The organism is Propionivibrio sp. (assembly GCF_029255185.1).
Taxonomy (GTDB): domain Bacteria; phylum Pseudomonadota; class Gammaproteobacteria; order Burkholderiales; family Rhodocyclaceae; genus Propionivibrio.
Genome location: NZ_JAPUVO010000105.1, coordinates 1 through 20,383 on the forward strand (window position 1 = coordinate 1; position 20,383 = coordinate 20,383).

The 20,383-nt window shown below is 57.0% G+C and carries 15 protein-coding genes; 12 read left to right on the forward strand and 3 right to left on the reverse strand.

Translation table 11 applies throughout. The features are described 5' to 3' along the window. Positions 1-196: 196 nt before the first annotated feature. From Q1J43_RS09210 to ispH, 6 genes are read left to right on the forward strand one after another with little or no spacing between them, the layout of a single operon-like run. A complete protein-coding gene (locus tag Q1J43_RS09210; RefSeq protein ID WP_301102193.1) occupies positions 197-1,168 on the forward strand; it encodes a bifunctional riboflavin kinase/FAD synthetase in 972 nt (323 codons plus the stop codon). Further along, the gene (locus Q1J43_RS09215) at positions 1,158-1,547 is read left to right on the forward strand and encodes a GxxExxY protein (RefSeq protein WP_301102194.1); all 390 of its coding nucleotides are present in this window, start codon (positions 1,158-1,160) and stop codon (positions 1,545-1,547) included. The genes Q1J43_RS09210 and Q1J43_RS09215 overlap by 11 nt, the downstream gene beginning before the upstream one ends. Before the next feature lie 40 nt (positions 1,548-1,587). Continuing rightward, positions 1,588-4,392, forward strand: coding sequence for an isoleucine--tRNA ligase (gene ileS / locus Q1J43_RS09220; protein ID WP_301102195.1), 2,805 nt, complete (start codon positions 1,588-1,590; stop codon positions 4,390-4,392). Next, positions 4,379-4,858 carry a signal peptidase II gene (gene lspA, locus Q1J43_RS09225; protein ID WP_301102196.1) on the forward strand — a complete coding sequence of 160 codons (480 nt, stop codon included), beginning with the start codon at positions 4,379-4,381 and terminating at the stop codon, positions 4,856-4,858. The genes ileS and lspA overlap by 14 nt, the downstream gene beginning before the upstream one ends. Before the next feature lie 39 nt (positions 4,859-4,897). Continuing rightward, positions 4,898-5,362 (forward strand): peptidylprolyl isomerase, encoded by a 465-nt coding sequence (locus Q1J43_RS09230; RefSeq protein WP_301102197.1) that lies wholly within the window; start codon positions 4,898-4,900, stop codon positions 5,360-5,362. A gap of 2 nt (positions 5,363-5,364) precedes the next feature. Then, the gene (gene ispH / locus Q1J43_RS09235; RefSeq protein WP_301102198.1) at positions 5,365-6,312 is read left to right on the forward strand and encodes a 4-hydroxy-3-methylbut-2-enyl diphosphate reductase; all 948 of its coding nucleotides are present in this window, start codon (positions 5,365-5,367) and stop codon (positions 6,310-6,312) included. Here ispH and Q1J43_RS09240 read toward each other — a convergent pair. Continuing rightward, the gene (locus Q1J43_RS09240) at positions 6,224-7,036 is read right to left on the reverse strand and encodes an energy transducer TonB (RefSeq protein ID WP_301102199.1); all 813 of its coding nucleotides are present in this window, start codon (positions 7,034-7,036) and stop codon (positions 6,224-6,226) included. The two genes, ispH and Q1J43_RS09240, sit on opposite strands and share 89 nt — an antisense overlap. 209 nt (positions 7,037-7,245) lie before the next feature. Here Q1J43_RS09240 and Q1J43_RS09245 point away from each other — a divergent pair, with 209 nt between their 5' ends. The 6 genes from Q1J43_RS09245 (at position 7,246) to Q1J43_RS09270 (ending at position 16,559) form a co-directional block, all read left to right on the forward strand. After that, positions 7,246-7,704 carry a prepilin-type N-terminal cleavage/methylation domain-containing protein gene (locus tag Q1J43_RS09245; RefSeq protein WP_301102200.1) on the forward strand — a complete coding sequence of 153 codons (459 nt, stop codon included), beginning with the start codon at positions 7,246-7,248 and terminating at the stop codon, positions 7,702-7,704. Beyond that, positions 7,698-8,276 (forward strand): GspH/FimT family pseudopilin, encoded by a 579-nt coding sequence (locus tag Q1J43_RS09250; protein ID WP_301102201.1) that lies wholly within the window; start codon positions 7,698-7,700, stop codon positions 8,274-8,276. The genes Q1J43_RS09245 and Q1J43_RS09250 overlap by 7 nt, the downstream gene beginning before the upstream one ends. Further along, positions 8,276-8,755 carry a hypothetical protein gene (locus Q1J43_RS09255; protein ID WP_301102202.1) on the forward strand — a complete coding sequence of 160 codons (480 nt, stop codon included), beginning with the start codon at positions 8,276-8,278 and terminating at the stop codon, positions 8,753-8,755. The genes Q1J43_RS09250 and Q1J43_RS09255 overlap by 1 nt, the downstream gene beginning before the upstream one ends. Continuing rightward, positions 8,752-9,849 (forward strand): PilW family protein, encoded by a 1,098-nt coding sequence (locus tag Q1J43_RS09260; protein WP_301102203.1) that lies wholly within the window; start codon positions 8,752-8,754, stop codon positions 9,847-9,849. Before Q1J43_RS09255 ends, Q1J43_RS09260 begins: the two co-directional genes overlap by 4 nt. Before the next feature lie 62 nt (positions 9,850-9,911). Continuing rightward, positions 9,912-10,448 (forward strand): hypothetical protein, encoded by a 537-nt coding sequence (locus Q1J43_RS09265; RefSeq protein WP_301102204.1) that lies wholly within the window; start codon positions 9,912-9,914, stop codon positions 10,446-10,448. Positions 10,449-10,478: 30 nt separating this feature from the next. Further along, positions 10,479-16,559: a PilC/PilY family type IV pilus protein gene (locus Q1J43_RS09270; protein ID WP_301102205.1), complete on the forward strand. Its 6,081-nt coding sequence runs from the start codon at positions 10,479-10,481 to the stop codon at positions 16,557-16,559. Positions 16,560-16,721: 162 nt separating this feature from the next. Here Q1J43_RS09270 and Q1J43_RS09275 read toward each other — a convergent pair whose 3' ends face one another. Next, positions 16,722-18,710: an acetyl/propionyl/methylcrotonyl-CoA carboxylase subunit alpha gene (locus tag Q1J43_RS09275; RefSeq protein WP_301102206.1), complete on the reverse strand. Its 1,989-nt coding sequence runs from the start codon at positions 18,708-18,710 to the stop codon at positions 16,722-16,724. A gap of 122 nt (positions 18,711-18,832) precedes the next feature. After that, positions 18,833-20,365, reverse strand: a complete 1,533-nt coding sequence (locus Q1J43_RS09280) for an acyl-CoA carboxylase subunit beta (RefSeq protein ID WP_301102207.1) — start codon at positions 20,363-20,365, stop codon at positions 18,833-18,835. Positions 20,366-20,383 lie beyond the last annotated feature (18 nt).

The window sequence follows — 20,383 nt, forward strand, 5'->3', positions numbered from 1 at the left end:
CCAAAAAGACAGAAAACTACACAATTCCAAACGCTGTGAACAGCCCCTCTGTAACTCATTGAGCGTAAACGATTATTTCTGTGGGTCGACGACAATGGCATTCGCATTTTGATGCAATTGCCCTGGTGATCGAGCCTCCTCTGAAAAACCGTTATAATTCAGCCCTTTTCCGTGTCCTCCCCGGCAACTCATCCTGATGCTCGTTTATCGCGGTTTTTTGCAAGCAGCCTCTGGCCCCACTGTGCTGACCATCGGCAATTTCGATGGCGTCCATCTTGGCCACCGTTCGTTGCTCGCCCGCTTGAAAGCCATAGCAGCAAGAGACCATCTGCTGCCAGCGGTGCTCACCTTTGAACCACATCCACGTGAATTTTTTGCCCCAGAATCGGCGCCGGCCCGCCTGTCCACCCTGCGCGAGAAGCTTGAACTGATTGCCGACGAAGGCGTTGCGCTGACCTGGGTGAGCCACTTCAACGCCCGCCTTGCCGCGCTTTCGGCAGAAAAATTCGTCGAGCATATCCTGATCGACACACTATGCGTCAAGCATCTGATCATCGGCGATGATTTTCGCTTCGGCGCCGGCCGCCGGGGCAATTTTGCACTGCTGCGCGAGGCCGGAGAACGTCACGGCTTTCAGGTTGAAGCGATGGATTGCGTGACCCTTGATGGCGAACGCGCGTCAAGTTCAGCGGTCCGTGCCGCGCTCGCCGAGGGGAACATGGAGCATGCCGCACGTCTGCTCGGCCGCCCCTACGCGATAGACGGCCGCGTGGTCCATGGCGACAAGATTGGCCGACAGCTCGGTTTCGCCACCGCCAATATCCGCATCAAGCACAACAAGCCGCCGCTCCTGGGAGTCTTTGCCGTCGAGGTCAAGGGGATCAAGGGGCCTGATGCCCCACCGCTCAAAGGGGTAGCCAATCTAGGCTTCCGCCCGAGCATCGACGAGACTCTGCAACCGCTGCTCGAAGTACATCTCTTCGACTTCGCCGGCGACCTCTACGGCACTCATCTGAACGTTCGTTTCCTGCACAAGCTGAGAAACGAAATGAAATTCCCCAACTTTGACGCGCTGAAGGCACAGATTGCGCTCGACGTAAGCAATGCAAAATCGTTTTTTACCGCAAAGACGCAAAGGCGCGAAGGTCGCAAAGAAAGTGCCGACTAGAAAATTTCTTGACGAACTCAGTCATAAGGTGATCGGTGCCTGCATTGAGGTGCATCGATTGCTTGGCCCAGGACTACTTGAGTCTATTTATGCCGAGTGCCTTGCGGCTGAGTTATCCGAACTGGGAGTAACAGTAAAAAAAGAAGTGGTCATACCTATTCAATACAAGGGCAAGGTGCTTTCAAAACCTTTGCGCCTTGATTTGCTGGTGGAAGACAGCATCATCGTTGAGGCAAAATCGGTCGCTCTCTTGATGCCGGTCCATTCAGCACAGCTTCTGACCTACCTGAAAATGACCGACCTCAAACTCGGCCTCTTACTTAATTTCAATGTTGTTGTTATGCGGGACGGCATCAAACGGATAGTCAATGGTTTGTAAACTTTGCGTCCTTTGCGTCTTTGCGCCTTTGCGGTGAAAAATGGCTGACTACAAAAACACACTTAATCTTACCGACACGCCTTTCCCGATGCGGGGTGATCTTGCCAGGCGCGAGCCGCAGTGGGTTGCTGCCTGGCAGGACAAAAAGCTTTACGAGCAGATCCGTGAGGTCGCCAAAGGTCGGCCTCACTTCGTTCTGCATGATGGCCCGCCCTACGCCAACGGTGACATCCACATCGGCCACGCGGTCAACAAGATTCTCAAGGACATCATCGTTCGCTCGAAGACGCTGGCCGGTTTCGATGCGCCTTACGTGCCGGGCTGGGATTGCCACGGCCTGCCGATCGAGCACCAGATCGAGAAACTGCACGGCAAGCATATCGCTGGCGACAAGGTGCGCGCGCTGTGCCGTGCCTTTGCTGGCGAGCAGGTCGAACGCCAGAAGAAAGACTTCATCCGTCTCGGCATTCTTGGCGAGTGGGACAACCCCTACCTGACGATGGCCTTCAAGAGCGAGGCCGACGAGATCCGCTCGCTCGGCAAAATCCTGGAGAAGGGCTATCTCTATCAGGGGCTCAAACCGGTGAACTGGTGCCTGGATTGCGGTTCGGCACTGGCTGAGGCCGAAGTCGAACACGAGGACAAGAATTCGCCGGCCATTGATGTCGCTTTCGAGGTCCATCCCAACCACGCTGAAAAACTGGCCAGGGCTTTCGCCCTGACGCACCTGCGCGGCCCGGCCTTTGCCGTGATCTGGACAACCACCCCGTGGACCTTGCCGGCCAACGAAGCGGTGAGCATTCACCCGGAATTCGATTACGACCTGATCGACACGCCGAAGGGCGCGCTGATCCTGGTGCGCGAACTGGCCGCAGCCTGCCTTCAACGTTACGGATTTGACGCTGGCCAGAGCACGGTGATCGGCTCGGTCAAGGGCAAGGCGCTTGACCACGTGTTGCTCAAGCACCCCTTCCAGGAACGCGACGTGGCCATCATTTGCGGCACGCATGTAACCACCGAAGCCGGTACCGGCCTGGTGCATACGGCGCCGGCGCACGGCGCCGACGACTACCAGATTGGCAAGGTCTACGGCCTGCCGGTCAACAACCCGGTCGGCGACGACGGCAGGTTTCTCGCCAACACGCCACCACTCTCGGTCTCAACGCTGGCCGGCAAAACCGTCTGGGAAGCCAACCCGCTGGTCGTACAGGAGCTCGAAGCCCAGGGACGCCTGCTCAAGTCGGAGCGCATCACGCACAGCTACCCGCACTGCTGGCGGCACAAGACACCGATCATTTTCCGCGCCACAACCCAGTGGTTTATCGGCATGGATCACAAAGACAACGAAAACGCCGCGACACTGCGCTGGATCGCCGAACGCGCGGTTGATGAGACGCAGTTCTTCCCGGCCTGGGGCCGCGCCCGGCTCGAAGCGATGATGAAAACCCGCCCCGACTGGTGCGTTTCGCGCCAGCGCAACTGGGGCGTGCCGATTCCTTTCTTCCTGCATAAAGAAACTGGTGCGCTGCACCCGCGCACCCCGCAATTGATTGAGGACGTGGCCTTGCGCGTCGAGCAGGCCGGCATCGAAGCCTGGTTCTCGCTCGACGCCAAGGAACTGTTGGGCGATGAGGCGGCGAACTACCGCAAGATGAACGACACCCTCGATGTCTGGTTCGACTCCGGAGTGACCCATTCGAGCGTACTGCGCGCATCGCATCAGGCCCAACTCGCCTATCCCGCCGATCTCTACCTCGAAGGCTCCGACCAGCATCGTGGCTGGTTCCAGAGTTCGCTCCTCACCGGCTGCGCGATCGACGGTCGCGCCCCATACAAGGCGCTGCTGACACACGGTTTCGTGGTCGACGGCAAAGGCCTGAAGATGTCCAAATCGAAGGGCAACGTCATCGCCCCGCAGAAGGTCTCCGATACCCTGGGCGCCGACATCCTGCGTCTGTGGACGGCGGCCACCGACTACTCGGGCGAGTTGACAATTTCCGACGAAATTCTCAAGCGCGTCGTCGAGTCTTACCGGCGCATGCGCAACACCCTGCGGTTTCTGCTCGCCAACACCGTCGATTTCGACCCGAGCAGGGATCTCCTGGCCCCCGGGCAGTGGCTCGAAATCGACCGCTATGCACTGGCCATGACGCGCCAGATGCAGGCGCAGTGTGAGGCCGACTATGACAACTACGAGTTCCATCGTGTCGTGCAAGCACTGCAAACCTTCTGCTCGGAAGACCTTGGCGGTTTCTACCTCGACATTCTCAAGGACCGCCTATACACCGCCGCAGCCAACTCGACAGCGCGCCGTTCGGCGCAAAGCGCGTTGTGGCACATCACCCGGACCTTCGTGAAACTGATGGCACCGATCCTCGCCTTTACCGCCGAAGAAGTCTGGCAAATCATCAACGGCAACGGTCAGTCAATCATGCTGCAAACCTGGCAACCGCTGCCCGCTCCCGCCGACGAAGTCATGCTGCTCGACAAGTGGGGCAAGATCCGTCTCTACCGCGCCGAAGTGACGCGCGCCCTTGAGGCACTGCGGATTGCCGGCAGCATCGGCTCGTCCTTGCAGGCGGCTGTCGTGATTCATGCCGATGGCGAAAAATACGACATCCTGGCCTCGCTCGGCGATGACCTACGCTTTGTCCTCATTTGCTCAAAGACCCGGCTCGTTCGCAGCGGCGAAGACAAGCTCGAGTGCACAGCGCTCGCCGATGCAAAATGCGAACGCTGCTGGCATGTTCGCGACGACGTCGGCAGCGATCCCGGGCATCCGGAGATCTGCGGCCGTTGCCTGAGCAACCTGTACGGCGAAGGTGAAGCTCGTGCCTGCGCGTAACATCAAGTCCTGGTTATGGCTGGCCGCGACGCTGATTATGGCCGACCAGATCAGCAAGTGGATCGTGCTCGGCGCGCTACAACCGGGTGATTCGCGCTACGTCGCGCCGTTTTTCAACTGGGTGCTGACCTTCAACCGCGGCGCCGCATTCAGTGTCCTGTCTGATGCCGGTGGCTGGCAACGCTGGTTTTTCACCGCTCTGGCGCTTGGCGTCTCGGCCTGGATCGTCACCCTGCTGCGCCGACACAGCAGTGAATTCCGCCTCTCGTTGGCGCTCACCCTGATCCTCGGCGGCGCGCTTGGTAACGTCGTCGACCGTCTGCGCTTCGGTGCGGTCGTCGATTTCATCCAGTGGCACGCTGCTGGTTATTACTGGCCAGCGTTCAACGTTGCCGATTCGGCGATTACCGTCGGCGCCATTCTGCTAGCCTGGGATCAATTCGCGACGAAACCCCCCCGCCGATAAAACGGTCAAACCCGGCGATCCTGATTTGGCAAAATAATCATGAGCAAAGCGACTGATTCATGTGAGTTGATGGTCCAGAGAGTATGTTGCGACAGCTATCTGACCCTTCATTACCGCCTCTCGGACAGTGCAGGAAACGAGTTTGTCAGTACCTTTGACCTCTCCCCGGCGACCTTGCTGATGGGCAGCGGCCAGCTTGCCGCGCCGCTCGAGAAGTGCCTTATCGGACTCTCTGCGCACCAGCACCAGGTCATCGAACTCTCCTGCGATGAGGCCTTTGGCGAATACAATCCAAAACTCGTTGAACGCATCGCACGCAGCGCTCTACCCCCGGACATCGAACTCAAGGAAAACTCGTTAATTGAGTTTGGCGCGCCCGATGGCGGCGCCAGTTTTGCCGGATTCTTGCGCGAACTGAATGACACTACCGCCCTCTTCGACTTCAACCACCCGCTCGCCGGCAAGCCGATCCGCTTCGAAGTCGAAATCATCGGAATCATGTAACCATGCAAATCATTCTCGCCAACCCGCGTGGCTTCTGTGCCGGTGTCGAACGCGCCATCGCCATCGTTGAACGGGCCATTGAAAAATTCGGTGCACCGATCTATGTCCGCCATGAAGTCGTGCACAACCAGTACGTGTGCGACGATCTGCGCGCCAAAGGCGCCGTCTTCATCGACAACCTGGCCGATGTGCCGACCGGCTGCACGGTCATTTTCAGCGCTCATGGCGTTTCGCAGGCGGTCCGTGAAGAAGCCGCGACGCGTGGCCTGAAAATCTTCGACGCCACCTGCCCACTGGTGACCAAGGTCCATGTCGAAGTCGCCAAGCTGCGCAAGGAAGGCCGCGAAATCATCATGATCGGGCACAAGGGACACCCCGAGGTGGAAGGAACGATGGGCCAGAGCCCGCAAGGCATGTACCTCGTTGAAACCGTCGCCGATGTGCGGCAGCTTGAGGTTAACAACCGCGACCAACTCGCCTACGTCACGCAAACCACGCTCTCGGTCGATGACGCTGAAAAAGTGGTCTCCGCGCTAAGGGAACGTTTCCCCGGCATTACCGGCCCCCGGCGCGACGACATCTGCTATGCCACCCAGAACCGTCAGGATGCCGTCAAGCAACTGGCCGCCCAAACCGACATCGTATTTGTCGTCGGCAGCCAGACAAGTTCCAATTCCAACCGCCTGCGCGAAGTCGCCGAACTCCTCGGCGCCAAAGCCTACCTCATCGATCAGGCCGAACAGATCGACCTGGCCTGTCTGCACGGCGTGACACGCATCGGCGTCACCGCCGGCGCCTCGGCACCGGAAGTGCTGGTTCAGAACGTCATCGCCCGCCTGGCCGATGCCGGCAAACAAACCATCATTCAACTGACGGGCGTTGAAGAAAACGTGACGTTTGCGCTGCCGAGGGAATTGCAGGCTGCTCAGGCCGCCCAAAACCGGGGCTAAGATGCGCCGAATCGCTCGAGTGGCTCGCTCCATTTGACTGAGCGTCGAAGTCAATCTCGAAGACCACCTGGCTCCCCACCGCAGTGCCGTCAATTTCTCCAGGTCTGAAACTGGTGGCTAAAAAAGTAGCGACTGCAGCATCTTCAAAAGCCGACGGCGAAGTGCTATCTAGAATCTCGACAAAGTCAACCGCTCCACGTGCATTAATGTATAAGCGCAGCGACAGTTTTCTGCTGCTTGGCTTATTCGACCCCGAGTCTTCAAGAATATCAAACGACGGTTCGCCCTGTAGTAAAGGCGGGAGGGTCAATTCAGAACGGTGAAAATATACCGACACTTCGGGCACAACACCTGAAGAAAGCGGCTCTGGAAGTGCGGTTGATTTAGTCCGGTCTGGCTGTGGTACTAATGGCCACTCTCCTTCGGAAAATCTGTTGTCGGATCCGGAAGGCATCTTCGCCTCAGCTAGCTCAACAGGCGTTTGAACTGTTTCCCCGTTCGCCACCGGAACCACAGTCGGCTCGATAACGTTGCCCGATTCAGCATTTTTTGCAACGCCCAGCAAAGTCGTTGCCAGTACCACAGAAACACCGCGCTGATTCCAAGCACTCGCCGGACGATCAGGCGCGAACTTGATCACACAAATGAAAAGGTGAAGAAGGATGGAGAGGCATAATGCCCACAACAAATTTGTCGGCATCTTGCTAAGCGGAACAGCGAGCACCGATAGTCCATTCAATGGCAATTAATTAACAAGTAACGAACCCATGCAAAGAATTCTACTGCCAGCCGGAGAAGGCACGGTACCGCTTATCTACAATTAGTAACCACACGTCGTTTCCCGTTTGCGTGCAGCAGACCTTCGGCTATGATCAGCTTGCAAGACCCGGCACGGGCTTGAGTGCAGTTAACGAAAACATCAGGCGAAACAAAATGACTCTGCCCCATAAACAACGAGGATTCACACTAATCGAGTTGATGGTGGTTGTGGCGATCATCGGCATTCTTGCCGGGATCGCCATTCCCAATTACAGCGACTACGTGACCCGATCGCGGGTTCCGAACGCAACTTCGGGCCTGGCCACAAAACGTACCCAGATGGAGCAATTCTTCCAGGACAACCATACGTTTAGTGACACCGTAGCCGTTCCTCCTATCGTTGCACCCGCCTGTGTCAATGACACCACAAACGCTTACTTTGACTTCGCCTGCGACAGCCTTACCGCCACTACGTATAGGGTAATTGCCACGGGCAAGGGGCCGATGACTGGATTTACATACACGGTCAACCAGTCCAACGTAAAAACTAGCGCGTTCTCGGGGGCGCCCGCTGGCTGGGTACCTCATACGCCTGACAATTGCTGGGTGACCAGCAAAGGTGGTGCGTGTTGAAAACCAAGAGTGGCTTCGGCCTGATCGAGTTAATCATCGCCATGGCGATATTTTTCATTTTGTTATCTATCGCGGCACCGAACTTTTCCGGCTGGATCCTCAACGCCAAGATTCGAACGAAAGCTGAGTCCGTGCTGAGCGGGCTGCAACTGGCCAGAGCAGAGGCCGTAAGACGTAATTCCGTAGTGCGTTTCCAACTGACCACCACAAGCGATGACACCTGCGCATTAGACACCGCAGGACCCAATTGGATTGTCAGTCTGGATGTCGCCACAGGCAAATGTGGAACGGTCGCGTCGGAGACCACAGACCCTCGAATCATTCAGCTTGGCAGTAGCGCCGAGGGGTCGGGTGGCAGTACCACGCTGCTCTCCGGACAATCCTCCTTTGTTTTTGATGGAATGGGTCGTCTGACCTCAACCGCCTCTGCTATCGACATTAAAACCTCACTTGCAGTGCTATGCATCGATGCGGGCGGAACAGCACGCTGCTTGCGCGTCGACGTCACTTCCGGAGGGCAAATCCGCATGTGCGACCCAGCGCTACCAAACACCACTACCCAGGGCTGTTAATGAAAAATCACCCGACAATCGAGAAGTCGCAATCCGGAATCATGCTGCTCGAAGCCTTGATTGCCATACTGATATTCTCGCTCGGCATTCTTACCGTCCTCGCCTTGCAGGCGACGTCGATCAAGCTCACTGGCGACGCCAAATACCGTACCAATGCAACGCTTCTGGCGAACAAGCTTATTGGCCAAATGTGGGTCAGCGGGGGTGATCTCGCGGCACTCAAGGCCAATTTCGAACCGGGTGGAGCCGCTTACATTGCCTGGCTTGCCGACGTATCCGATAAAGAGGGATTGCCGGGCGTTGTTGCCGAATCTGCCGGAGTTGTTTCGACCCTCCCACTAGTGACCGTCGACGCTGCCGCCGGGGCGACGGCCGGGCAGGCCGTCATCACCTTGTTCTGGCGAACTCCGGAGATGCCCGCAGATCAAGCCGGACACCGCCATATCGTCACAACGCAAATTGTCAGAAACGCGCCATGAGACACCCCTTAACTTTTTCGCTCCCCGTCAAAGGCTTCACACTCGTTGAAGTCATGGTTGCCATGGTCATCGGCATGCTCGGGATGATTATCATGCTCCAGGTTTTCTCGGCGGCGGAAGGGCAAAAACGGGTAACAACCGGCGAAGGCGACCTCCAGAACAACGGCGCATTGGCGCTGTACACGCTCCAACGAGATGTCCGCCTCGGCGGATACGGATTCAATTCCATCAACGTATTTGGATGCCCAATCACCATACCCGCTCCGCCGGTTGCACGCACGCTGACCTTTCTGGCGCCGGTTATTATTAACCCGCCGGTCGCTGATGTTCCAGCTGGTGATGCCAATACCGATACCTTACTTGTTGCTTATGGCAGAAGCGGCGGATCGCCTGAAGGCGACCTGATCACGGCTACCGGAACTGTGGGCAGTGATCAAGTCTTTAGCGTCCTGTCGCCAACGAACTTCAGCGTTGGTCATCGTGCCTTGGCCGCACCTGTAGAGCCTGCAAATGGTTGCGCCTTGACTTTGGGCACCGTTACAGACGTCACCAGCCCGAATGTTACCGTCGCCCCAAGTAATGCTGGCGAGGGTGGATCGCTGTTTAATTTTGGCACATCGCCCCGAATTGTGGCGTACGCCATACGTGGCGGCAACCTGACCGTGTGTGACTACATGCAGGCCAATTGCGCCGCCGCGTGTGTTGCCGGAAACGCAAACTGCAACGCAAACTGGACTCCCGTTGCCAACAATATTGTTAGCCTTCGCGCACAATATGGTCGCGACACGTCAACGCCAATGGACGGGATTGACACCTGGGACCAGACCACCCCAGTGCAACCCTCACCTGCCAATCAGTTACTCTTTGCCTGCCTATGGTCCAGGGCCTCGGCCCTGCGGATCGCCCTGGTCGCCCGTAATAGCCAGCCAGACAGCGGCATTCTTACCGCGCTGCCTCCAGTCTGGGAAGGCAGTGCGCTCAATGCCATTGACTTGAGTGCAAGAGCAGACTGGCAGAACTATCGTTACCGTGTTTTTGAAACCGTGATTCCACTTCGCAACCTGTCATGGATGGGGACGGCATTATGCCCGTGAAAACTGCTCATCGATCCTGTTCTTCTGCGCCACTTGCCCGGTCAAGACAGCGTGGCGTTGTGTTGCTTGTTGCGCTAATTGTCCTGATCGCATTGACTTTGGCGGGTCTGGCGCTGATTCGCTCGGTTGATACCACGAATCTTATCGCCGGGAATATGTCGTTTCATGAGTCTGCCGTCCATGCCGGAGAGCGGAGCACAGAACTGGCTGTGACCAACTGGCTACAGCCGAACAACCAAACCGCTGCGGGCAAGATCGTCCTATACGATCACAACGCGGCAAATGGCTATCGTGCCGTACGCGCAGACCCGGCCACTGGCGTATCGCTGGACGTTTACTGGGCCTCATTGGCGGGCCAAACCTTAACCGGCGCTACCGACGTGGCAGGAAATACAGTTTCTTACGTGATCCACCGCCTATGCGATGCAACTGGAGATCCGCTCTTGGCGAGTTGTTCCAAACCACCGGCGATTAATGGTCCCTTCACAATTGGCGTGCCTGGGCCAACCCCTCCCCCGCAAGTCTATTACAGAGTCACCGCCCGTATCGTCGGGCCAAGAAACACTGTTGCCTATACACAGGCCATTCTCGCCCTTTAACGCGGTACCCGGATTTAACAAGGAGTTGCCATGAAAACCAAGCTGACTGCCATCACAACGCTGCTGAGCACCCTACTTTTCTTCGCGCTCTCGGCTCATGCCGCAACCACCCAACTTGCCGACTCGCCGCTTTCGGGAGCCACATCGACCGAGATCAAACCGAACATCCTGTTTGTACTGGACGATTCGGGCAGTATGGACCGGGATTACCTTCCCGATTGGGCCGGATTGACGACGCTCGTCTCGCAAAGTAAGAACCCGAGCTTTAACGGCGTGGCCTACAACCCGGAAATTCAATACGTCCCACCCAAGTATTTCAACGCTGACGGCAGCCTCAATACCACCGCCTATCCAGGCCAGTCGTCAGCAATTACCAGCGCCTGGACGTCAGTCAAAAATGATGGCTACGGGGTACAAAGTACGACCAGCAGCAATCTGATCGGCAACGCCTATTACTTCACGACGGTCCCAGGAGAATACTGCAAAGACAGTACGCTGAAGGTTTGCATTGCGCTCACTGCGCCCAATGATACCTACCCTAAACCCGCCCTCCTGCGCTGGTGCAAAACAGCGGCGGATGCCGTCGCGGCAACACCCCCGGATAACGCATGCCAGGCAACCCAGATTGCCGCCAGTGGAACCAATATACCGTTTGAATTTCCGCGCATGCCTGCGCCACGCAGCAGCACGCTTTCTATCTCCGGGTCAGATCCCACATCGATCAGCAGCATTACCGTCGATGCCATGACTATCCTGTCAACGGCTATTGCGGAAACCACCTCGCCAACAGCGATGGCTCTGGCCATTGCGAGCAGCATCAATGCCTGTACGTTCGGTACGACCGGCTCTTGCACAATTGCCGGCTACAGTGCGCTTGCCTCAGGCGCCACTGTTATCATCAGCGCTCCCGGTCTTAGCGCTGCGACGCCGAGCATTACCAAATCGGGCCCAATGACGATTTCGGCAACCGTATTTTCCCGCCCGGCAACAAATCTTGCGCCCGGCGAAAACCTGTTGACCGTTATTACGTCCACAACTGCGACCTACCCTAAAGGCGCAAAGCGGGCCGATTGCGCTGCCACCGAGTGCGCCTATGCTGAAGAAATGACCAACTTCGCCAACTGGTGGGCCTACTACCGGACACGCATGCAGTCGATGAAAACGGCGACCAGCCGTGCGTTCGAGCCGACGAGCGAAAAATATCGAATCGGCTATTCGAGCATCAACAACAATACGACGACCGATTTCCAGAACATCACCGACTTTTCTGACGCGCAAAAAAAGGCATGGTATGACAAAGTATTTTCCGCCGTTCCAAAACTCAACACGCCGCTTCGTATTGCCCTATCCAATGCCGGGCGCCTGTATTCCGGGAAACTCTCCACGTTCAATGGCGTCGCAGTCGTTGACCCCGTCCAGTATTTTTGCCAACAGAACGTCACCATTCTGTCAACGGACGGCTACTGGAATGAAGGTGCCGGCTTCAGGATCGATGGAACGACCGCAGTGGGTGACCAGGACGGACCGACCCTGGAAGTCCGTCCGCAACTCGATGCCGGTGGACCGCAAGACCAGAGGAGCACGCTTCAGCAAAACAAACTTCTGACGCCAACCACGGCCACCTGGCTGCAGAAGAAGACCGAACAGTTGCAAAGCAAAACCGACGGGCTTGAAACGCGCACGTTAACCCAGCTTGAAACAAAAACGTCAAATCTCCAGAGCAAAACCGGGCAATGGCAAAGTAAGGAGTGGCAACTCCAGAGGAGAACATTGTCGGTTAGTATGATCAGCACGTTAACCCAGCTTCAAGAAAGAACAAAGACACTGTCCGCGCGCTCAGGTCCGATGAGGGGAAGAACGGCCAATCTTCAAACGCGGACAAAAACCCAAATACAGACCCAAACCTCGCAGTTGCAAAGCAAGACCGGTCAGCGACAAAGCAGAACCTACACGTTGCAACAACGGCTAACCCAGGTTCAACAGCGGACATCGAGCAATGGGGGAACATCATGGGGTGGCTGGACCGACGTCGCCTCGTGCTCGCCAGTCACCAGCGGAATGGACCGTGTGCAATGCCAGACCCTGGTCCAGTCAGCTTGGAACAGCGCTTCAAGCTGCACCACGATCGCTGGTGGCACGACGGTGATTAATGCCGGAACTGACCTGGAGGCCACAATCTACACGACGCGGTCAGAATGCCAATACACCACGCCTACCGCCTGGGGTGATGTCGGTTCGTGCACGGCGGTAGCAAAATCCTCAGCGTCGCCTTACTCCGTGGGCACTGCGATCGATTGCCAAACGGTCTGGTCGGGGACCTGGAATGACGCGTCCTCCTGTACAACGTCGGACACGCTGCAATGCCAGTACACCGGCTGGACCGGCTGGTCCAATGTCGGTTCATGTGAGCCTGCACCCCGATCAACGGCCTCACCGTACACGACCGGCTTGGCAAGACAGTGTCAGATTGACTGGACGGCTTGGGCCGATACCAGTTCGACGTGCAACAGTGTCACGAATTCGGTTGGCTGCCAGTATGGCAGTTGGTCAACTTTCACCGACGACGCGACGTGCTCGGATGTCGCCAAATCGACGACGAACCCTTGGAGTGTGATTCACGCCAAGGACTGCTCAGTAAATTACGGTGGCTGGTCCCCCACGGGCTCCTGCTCAGAGGTTACTACAGGCCTCACGCGGACACAGTGTGCATACGCAGGCTGGAGCCCATGGAGCGATGTCGGTTCTTGCACTGCTGCTGCCGTTTCCACCGGCCCAGACTACACTGGTCCGGCAAGGCAATGTCAGACAGTCTGGACGACTGCGGTCGCCGGCCCCTGCACTCCCGACGCCACAACAACCTGTACGACGGCATGGTCGAACTGGTCTGACGTCACGACAGGCAGTTGCACTGCTGACTCCACGACCGAATGTGGCTACAGGCTGGTGAACGACTGGCACAACACAGCTTCGTGCACATCAAACCCCAGGTCGGCCGGGCCAACGAGCTATACAACCAACTTTGCAACCGAATGCCAGATGACCTGGCCAAGCGGCTGGGTTAATGCTGCTGGCACGTGTACGGTGGCCGCTGACCAACAGTGCCAATACACAGCGTGGACCGGGTGGACGCCAACGGGTTCTTGCACCGCATTGGCACAAAGCGCTGAATCGCCTTACACAGTTCTCACCGCGAGTCAATGCCAGACGAACTGGACTCCGTGGTCTACAACGGGGGCTTGCACGGCATCCGGCACAACCGAATGCCGGACAGTCGATAACCCGTGGATTGACGCGGCAAGCTGTACCGAAAGCGGCACAGTGCACTGCCGGCAGCAGTTGGTCAGCGACTGGGCTCCGGCTCCGGCGGCGTCGGCCCTCTCCGACGCGGTAGCCGACACAATTACAACCACTTCGGGAATCTCCTGCACCCCAGGCACCACCGGAGGAGGACTGACCACCAGTTGCCAGTCTGTAGTCCCGAACCCATCGTTACTGACGCCGACACCGTCGTGCGTCCCGGCGGCGGCGGATAGTTCGAACGGCTATATAGAGAAAACCTGCACCCTGGCATCAACCGGCCCGACTGACGTTACTTCGTGCGTACCTGTCACGGCAGCAGTGGGTAACAACTATGTTGCAACCACCTGCAGCGTTCGCGCACTAGGCGCAACGCCTGACACCCTGGCCGACGTTGCAGAGTATTACTGGAAGACTGACTTGCGCGACACAAGCCTTGGTAATTGTACGGGCGGACCGATCGTTTCCGGGACGGTTACAACGTACTCCGACGTGTGCCCGAATACAGACTTGCCTGAGTCGGTCGCAAGACAATTCATGAGCACCTACACTCTCGGTCTCGGTGCCTCGGGTTTGATGCAGTATCAGGCTGATTACAAGACAGCGACAAGTGGCGACTTCTACAGCGTCTTGAGTGAGACGGCAGATGCGGCCTCGGGTGCATGCCCGTGGCAAACGGCTGGCAAATGCAACTGGCCCAAACCGCAAAGCAATGCGCAAACAAACATTGACGACCTTTGGCATGCCGCTGTTAATGGACGCGGCAGCTATTTCAGTGCCGGCGACCCGTCAGCAATGGCAGCAGGCATTAGCAGCGCTTTGCGGGACGTCGGTATCAAGGGAGGCTCGTTGGCGGCGGTCACGGTCGGCAACCCAAACCTAAGTGCCGATAATAGTTTTTTATTCCAAGTTGGGTTCTCGGCCGGGACCTGGACCGGCAGCCTGTCCAGGTTCGAAGCTGACCCAGCAAACGCCACCATTGCCGCGACCCCCACCTGGACAGCTGCAAGTCTGCTTGATGCCAAGGTTGCCTTAGGCACCCACACTGCCCGCAAGATTTTCACCTATAACGCGGAGGGCGAGAGCGCTGCGGGAGCCGCTGACAATCTGAAGCCCTTCCTCTGGAGCACGCTGACAACGGCAGAGCAAAGTTATTTCACGAAACCCCATATCGCCAGCCTTTCGCAGTTATGCACGGTCGGAGCGGTCTGCCTTTCGACTGCCAATCAAGAACTTGCCGATGAAGAGAATATGGTTAACTTCTTGCGCGGAGACAAGACGAACGAGTTGCCGCTATACCGTTTGCGCACAAGCTTATTGGGAGATATCGTCGGCTCCGAAACCGTTTATGTGAAAAAATCGCCCTGGAATTACACTGACTACCAGTACAACGCCTTCAAGACGGCCAATATTAGCCGTGAGGGGATGGTCTATGTCGCTGCCAACGATGGCATGTTGCATGCCTTCAACGCATCAGACGGTCAGGAAGCCTGGGCCTATATCCCAAAAATCGTTTTGCCCAATCTCTATCAGCTGGCTGACGTGAATTACGACAAGCTGCACAGATTCTTTGTTGACGGCTCTCCGGCAATGGGCGATATCTGTGCGAGTAACTGTAACATTGGCGATACCGGAACGGTGTGGAAGACGATACTCGTTGGCGGCCAAAATAACGGCGGGCGCGGCTATTATGCGCTTGACATCACAAACCCGGCAACACCAAAAGCCTTGTGGGAGTTTACGGATGACAATCTTGGATACACCTATGGCAATCCGATAATCACCAAACTCAAGAACGGGACCTGGGTGGTGATTTTCGCTTCGGGATATAACAATGTTTCTCCAGGGGACGGCTTGGGCAGATTGTTTATCGTGAATGCCAACTCCGGCGAGCTCATCCGATCAATCGCCACAAGCGCAGGAAGTACGGCCACTCCCAGTGGATTATCGCGACTCTCGGGCTGGGCCAATTTCCCCGATAACAACAACACAGTCCAGCGAATTTATGGCGGCGACCTGCTCGGTAATCTCTGGCGCTTCGACATTAATGGCGACATCCCGGCCGGCGAAGACCCGCCGGTTTATGACGCCCAGCGGCTTGCCGTTCTTAAAGATGCGGCGGGCGCCACGCAGCCGATCACCACACGACCCGAACTCGGACTGATCAATCACACTCCGGTTATTTTTGTCGGCACGGGCCAACTTCTCGGCACCGGCGATTTGGAATCAAGCCAAATCCAATCCGTCTATGCTATCAAAGACCGTTTGAGCGTGAGTGATTATGGAAGCCCGAGGCCTCAAAGCCCCGCACAAACAAGCCCAACGCCCGGGAGCTTTGTCGCCCAAACCATGACTTCGACCATCTGCGGTTCTGAAAATACTTACTGTACTGAAGGTGAGGCGACCGTTGAAGTGACAAAAAACCCGGTCAATTTTTCCACCAATGACGGCTGGTACGTCGATTTCCCGGTCGCTGGAGAACGGGTGAACACGGATATTCGCCTGTTCGCAAGCACATTGCTGCTAACAACCAATACACCAAAATCAGGTGCTTGCGTTCCGATCGGTATCAGCTACTCCTTTTTCCTGGATTACCGGACGGGCGGATTTGTCGAAGGCACTTCCGGTCTTGCGGGTGTCAAACTCGGGGATTACCTGAGCAGCGCTCCATCCATCGTCCTGACGTCAGATGGCACCCCCAAAATGTACATAAAACCCGACGAGACCACCCCTCCAAAAGCTATGCCCGTGCCAGGTGGACTTGATCCATCCCCCACACGTCGCATCTCCTGGCGGGAATTGATTTCTGACTAACAACTGTAATTCGCTGGAAATTTTCTCGGCAGATCGGGATGGGGGCGGCCAGTTTCTGACCGATCCCCTCCCACACCACCCGGCATGCAGGTCCGCCCTACCGGGCGCACCAAACCACGAACCCCACCAAGCGGAGGGTTCTTTGGTAATCGTGTGGTCAGCTTAGTCGAACTCGACGATAACCTGATCCACCGACAGGCTTTCACCGGGCTCGGTGACGATTCTTTTTACCTGGCAATCTTTTTCGGCCTTGAGAATGTTTTCCATCTTCATGGCTTCGATGACGGCGAGTTTTTCGCCGACACTGACCTTTTGTCCGACGTGCACCAAAACCTCACGCAGCAGTCCGGGCATCGGGGAAAGCAGAAACTTGGAAAGATCCGGCGGTGTCTTGAGCGGCATCAACGCCAACAAACGGTCGGCCTTGGCCGACATCACAACGGCCTTGACCTGCTTGCCGAAATGACTGATGCGATACTCCAGTCCGGCGCGCTCGAGTTGCATGCAGATTGGTTGGCCGTTGCACGTTCCGCGGAAAACAAGTTCCCTGAACAACCAGTCGGAAACAATGTCGTAACGCTTCTCGCCGCAGGTGATCGCGTAGCCACCGGGAATCACATCAAGGGTGACCTGATGGTTCGTGCCTTCGATGACCACCACCCAGTGCCTGCCCACCTTGCGTGGATGGCCGAGCATCTGATCGCTGATCTGTATTGCACGGTCGATATAGCGGCGTCTTGCGAAGGCGGCGACGGCAGCGAGCAGTCCCGGATCGTCGTAGGGAACATCGGCAGCAACGAAACCGTTCGGGTATTCATCGGCGATGAAGGCGGTGGTGAAAATTCCTGAAACGAAACGCGGATGCTGTACCAGAGCGGCCTGGAAGGGGATGTTCGAGCTAACGCCGCGAATAAAAAAGACATTAAGCGCATCACGCATGCGTTCGATCGCCTGCAGGCGATTGTCGCCGTAACAGATGAGCTTGGCGATCATCGAGTCGTAGTGCATTGAAATCTCGCCACCTTCGTAAACGCCGGTATCCACGCGCACCTGGTTGTCGACGGCTACCGGTGGCTGGAATCTAACCAGGCGTCCGGTTGACGGCAGAAAACCGCGGAACGGGTCCTCGGCATTGATGCGGCACTCGATGGCCCAGCCTTTGGGCTTGATGTCGTCCTGCACAAACGGGAGCGCCTCGCCAGCGGCAACGCGGATCATCAGTTCGACCAGGTCAAGACCGGTGATCATCTCGGTGACCGGATGCTCGACCTGCAAACGGGTGTTCATTTCGAGGAAGTAGAAGGATTTGTCGGAGCCGACGACAAATTCGACAGTGCCGGCGCTCTGGTACCTGACCGCCTTGGCCAGCGCCACGGCCTGCTCGCCCATGGCCTTGCGGATGCCATCGTCAATGAACGGCGACGGCGCCTCCTCGATGACCTTCTGGTGGCGGCGCTGAATCGAACACTCGCGTTCAAGAAGATAAACGGTGTTGCCGTTGGCATCGGCGATGATCTGGATCTCGATGTGGTGCGGACCCTCGACGAACTTCTCGATAAAGACGCGATCGTCTCCAAAGCTGTTGCGCGCTTCGTTGCGGCATGAATCAAAACCTTCAAAAGCTTCCGTGTCGTTGAAGGCCACGCGCAATCCCTTGCCGCCACCGCCGGCAGAGGCTTTGATCATCACCGGATAGCCAATTCCCCGGGCGATCGCGACTGCCTGCTTAGCGTCGGCGATGGCATCGTTGTAACCGGGAATGGTGTTGACCCTGGCCGCGATGGCCAATTTTTTCGATTCGATCTTGTCGCCCATGGCGGCGACCGAATAGTGCTTGGGACCGATGAAGATGATTCCATTTTCTTCGAGTCGCCGCGAGAACTCCTGATTCTCGGAAAGAAACCCATAACCGGGATGCACCGCCTCGGCGCCCGTTTGCTTGCAGGCAGCGATGATTTTGTCGATCGCCAGGTAGGAGTCTTTCGACGCTGCCGGGCCAATGCATACGGCTTCGTCGGCACTGAGCACATGCAGGGAATCCTGGTCGGCTTCAGAGTAAACGGCGACGGTGGCAATGCCCATGCGGCGGGCAGTCTTGATGACGCGGCAGGCGATTTCGCCACGATTGGCTATGAGAATTTTCTTGAACATGTTTTAACCTCTTTCAACGCAGAGTACGCAGAGACGCAGAGAAAGAAGGAAAACAGGATTTTGATTCATCTCTGCGACCTCTGCGCCTCTGCGCGCTCTGCGTTGAATGCGGTTGGTTTTTACTACAACGGAATATTGCCGTGCTTGCGCCAGGGGTTTTCCAACTGCTTGTCGCGCAGCATGGCCAGCGAGCGGCAGATGCGCTTGCGCGTTTCATTTGGCATGATCACGTCATCAATAAAGCCGCGCGCTCCGGCGACGAAGGGGGTGGCAAACTTTGCTTTGTATTCAGCCTCGCGTTGAGCCAGTTTGGCTGGATCGCCTTTTTCTTCACGGAAAATGATTTCAACAGCGCCTTTAGGCCCCATCACCGCAATCTCGGCCGACGGCCAGGCGAAGTTGACGTCACCACGCAGATGCTTGGACGACATCACGTCATAGGCGCCGCCGTAGGCTTTGCGCGTGATCACGGTGATCTTGGGTACGGTGCATTCAGCATAGGCGTAAAGGAGTTTGGCGCCGTGCTTGATGATGCCGCCATATTCCTGGGCGGTGCCGGGCATGAAGCCGGGAACATCGACAAAGGTGACCACCGGGATGTTGAAGGCGTCACAGAAACGGACGAAGCGCGCTGCCTTGGTCGAGCTCTTGATATCCAGGCAACCGGCCATAACCAGCGGCTGGTTGGCCACAATGCCGATCGGCGAACCGTCCATGCGGCCAAAGCCGATGATGATATTTTTGGCGAAATCAGCTTGCAGTTCGAAGAAGTCGCCGTCATCGACGGTCTTGAGGATCAGCTCCTTGATGTCATAGGGTTTGTTTGGGTTATCCGGGACCAGCGTATCGAGCGAATGGTCGAGGCGGTCGGCTGGATCCTGAGCCGGTATCCGTGGCGGCTTTTCGCGGTTATTGGCTGGCAGGAAGCCGACAAAGCGGCGCAGGATCATCAGCGCTTCGACGTCGTTTTCGAAGGCCAGGTCGGCAACGCCGGATTTGCTGGTATGGCTTAGCGCGCCACCTAACTCTTCGGCCGTCACATCTTCGTGGGTCACGGTCTTGACGACTTCCGGGCCGGTGACGAACATGTACGAGGAGTCCTTGACCATGAAGATGAAATCGGTCATCGCCGGGCTATACACTGCACCGCCAGCGCAAGGGCCCATGATCAGGGAAATCTGTGGAATGACGCCGGAGGCCAGGGCATTCCGCTGAAAGACATCAGCATACCCTCCGAGCGAAGCAACGCCTTCCTGAATACGCGCACCACCAGAGTCGTTAAGACCAATAAGCGGTGCGCCGACCTTCATGGCGTGATCCATCAGTTTGCAGATTTTCTCGGCGTGCGATTCGGAAAGCGAACCGCCAAAAACGGTGAAGTCCTGCGAGAAGACGAACATCAGGCGGCCATTGATGGTGCCGTAGCCGGTAACCACACCGTCGCCCGGAACCGATTGTTCGGCCATGCCAAAATCGGTACACCGATGCTCCTTGAACATGTCCCATTCTTCAAAAGAGCCGGCATCGAGCAGCAGCTCGATCCGCTCGCGGGCAGAGAGTTTCCCCTTGGCATGCTGGCTGTCGACGCGTTTCTGACCACCACCGAGACACGCGGCGGCGCGTTTGTCTGCAAGCTGGCGAATGATGTCGTGCATGAGACGTTTCTCCCTGTT

Coding starts and splice junctions, on each gene's coding strand:
- Q1J43_RS09210 (WP_301102193.1), top strand. CDS start 197: ATGCTCGTTTATCGCGGTTTTTTGCAAGCAGCCTCTGGCCCCACTGTG.
- ileS (WP_301102195.1), top strand. CDS start 1,588: ATGGCTGACTACAAAAACACACTTAATCTTACCGACACGCCTTTCCCG.
- Q1J43_RS09230 (WP_301102197.1), top strand. CDS start 4,898: ATGAGCAAAGCGACTGATTCATGTGAGTTGATGGTCCAGAGAGTATGT.
- ispH (WP_301102198.1), top strand. CDS start 5,365: ATGCAAATCATTCTCGCCAACCCGCGTGGCTTCTGTGCCGGTGTCGAA.
- Q1J43_RS09245 (WP_301102200.1), top strand. CDS start 7,246: ATGACTCTGCCCCATAAACAACGAGGATTCACACTAATCGAGTTGATG.
- Q1J43_RS09255 (WP_301102202.1), top strand. CDS start 8,276: ATGAAAAATCACCCGACAATCGAGAAGTCGCAATCCGGAATCATGCTG.
- Q1J43_RS09260 (WP_301102203.1), top strand. CDS start 8,752: ATGAGACACCCCTTAACTTTTTCGCTCCCCGTCAAAGGCTTCACACTC.
- Q1J43_RS09270 (WP_301102205.1), top strand. CDS start 10,479: ATGAAAACCAAGCTGACTGCCATCACAACGCTGCTGAGCACCCTACTT.
- Q1J43_RS09275 (WP_301102206.1), bottom strand. CDS start 18,710: ATGTTCAAGAAAATTCTCATAGCCAATCGTGGCGAAATCGCCTGCCGC.
- Q1J43_RS09280 (WP_301102207.1), bottom strand. CDS start 20,365: ATGCACGACATCATTCGCCAGCTTGCAGACAAACGCGCCGCCGCGTGT.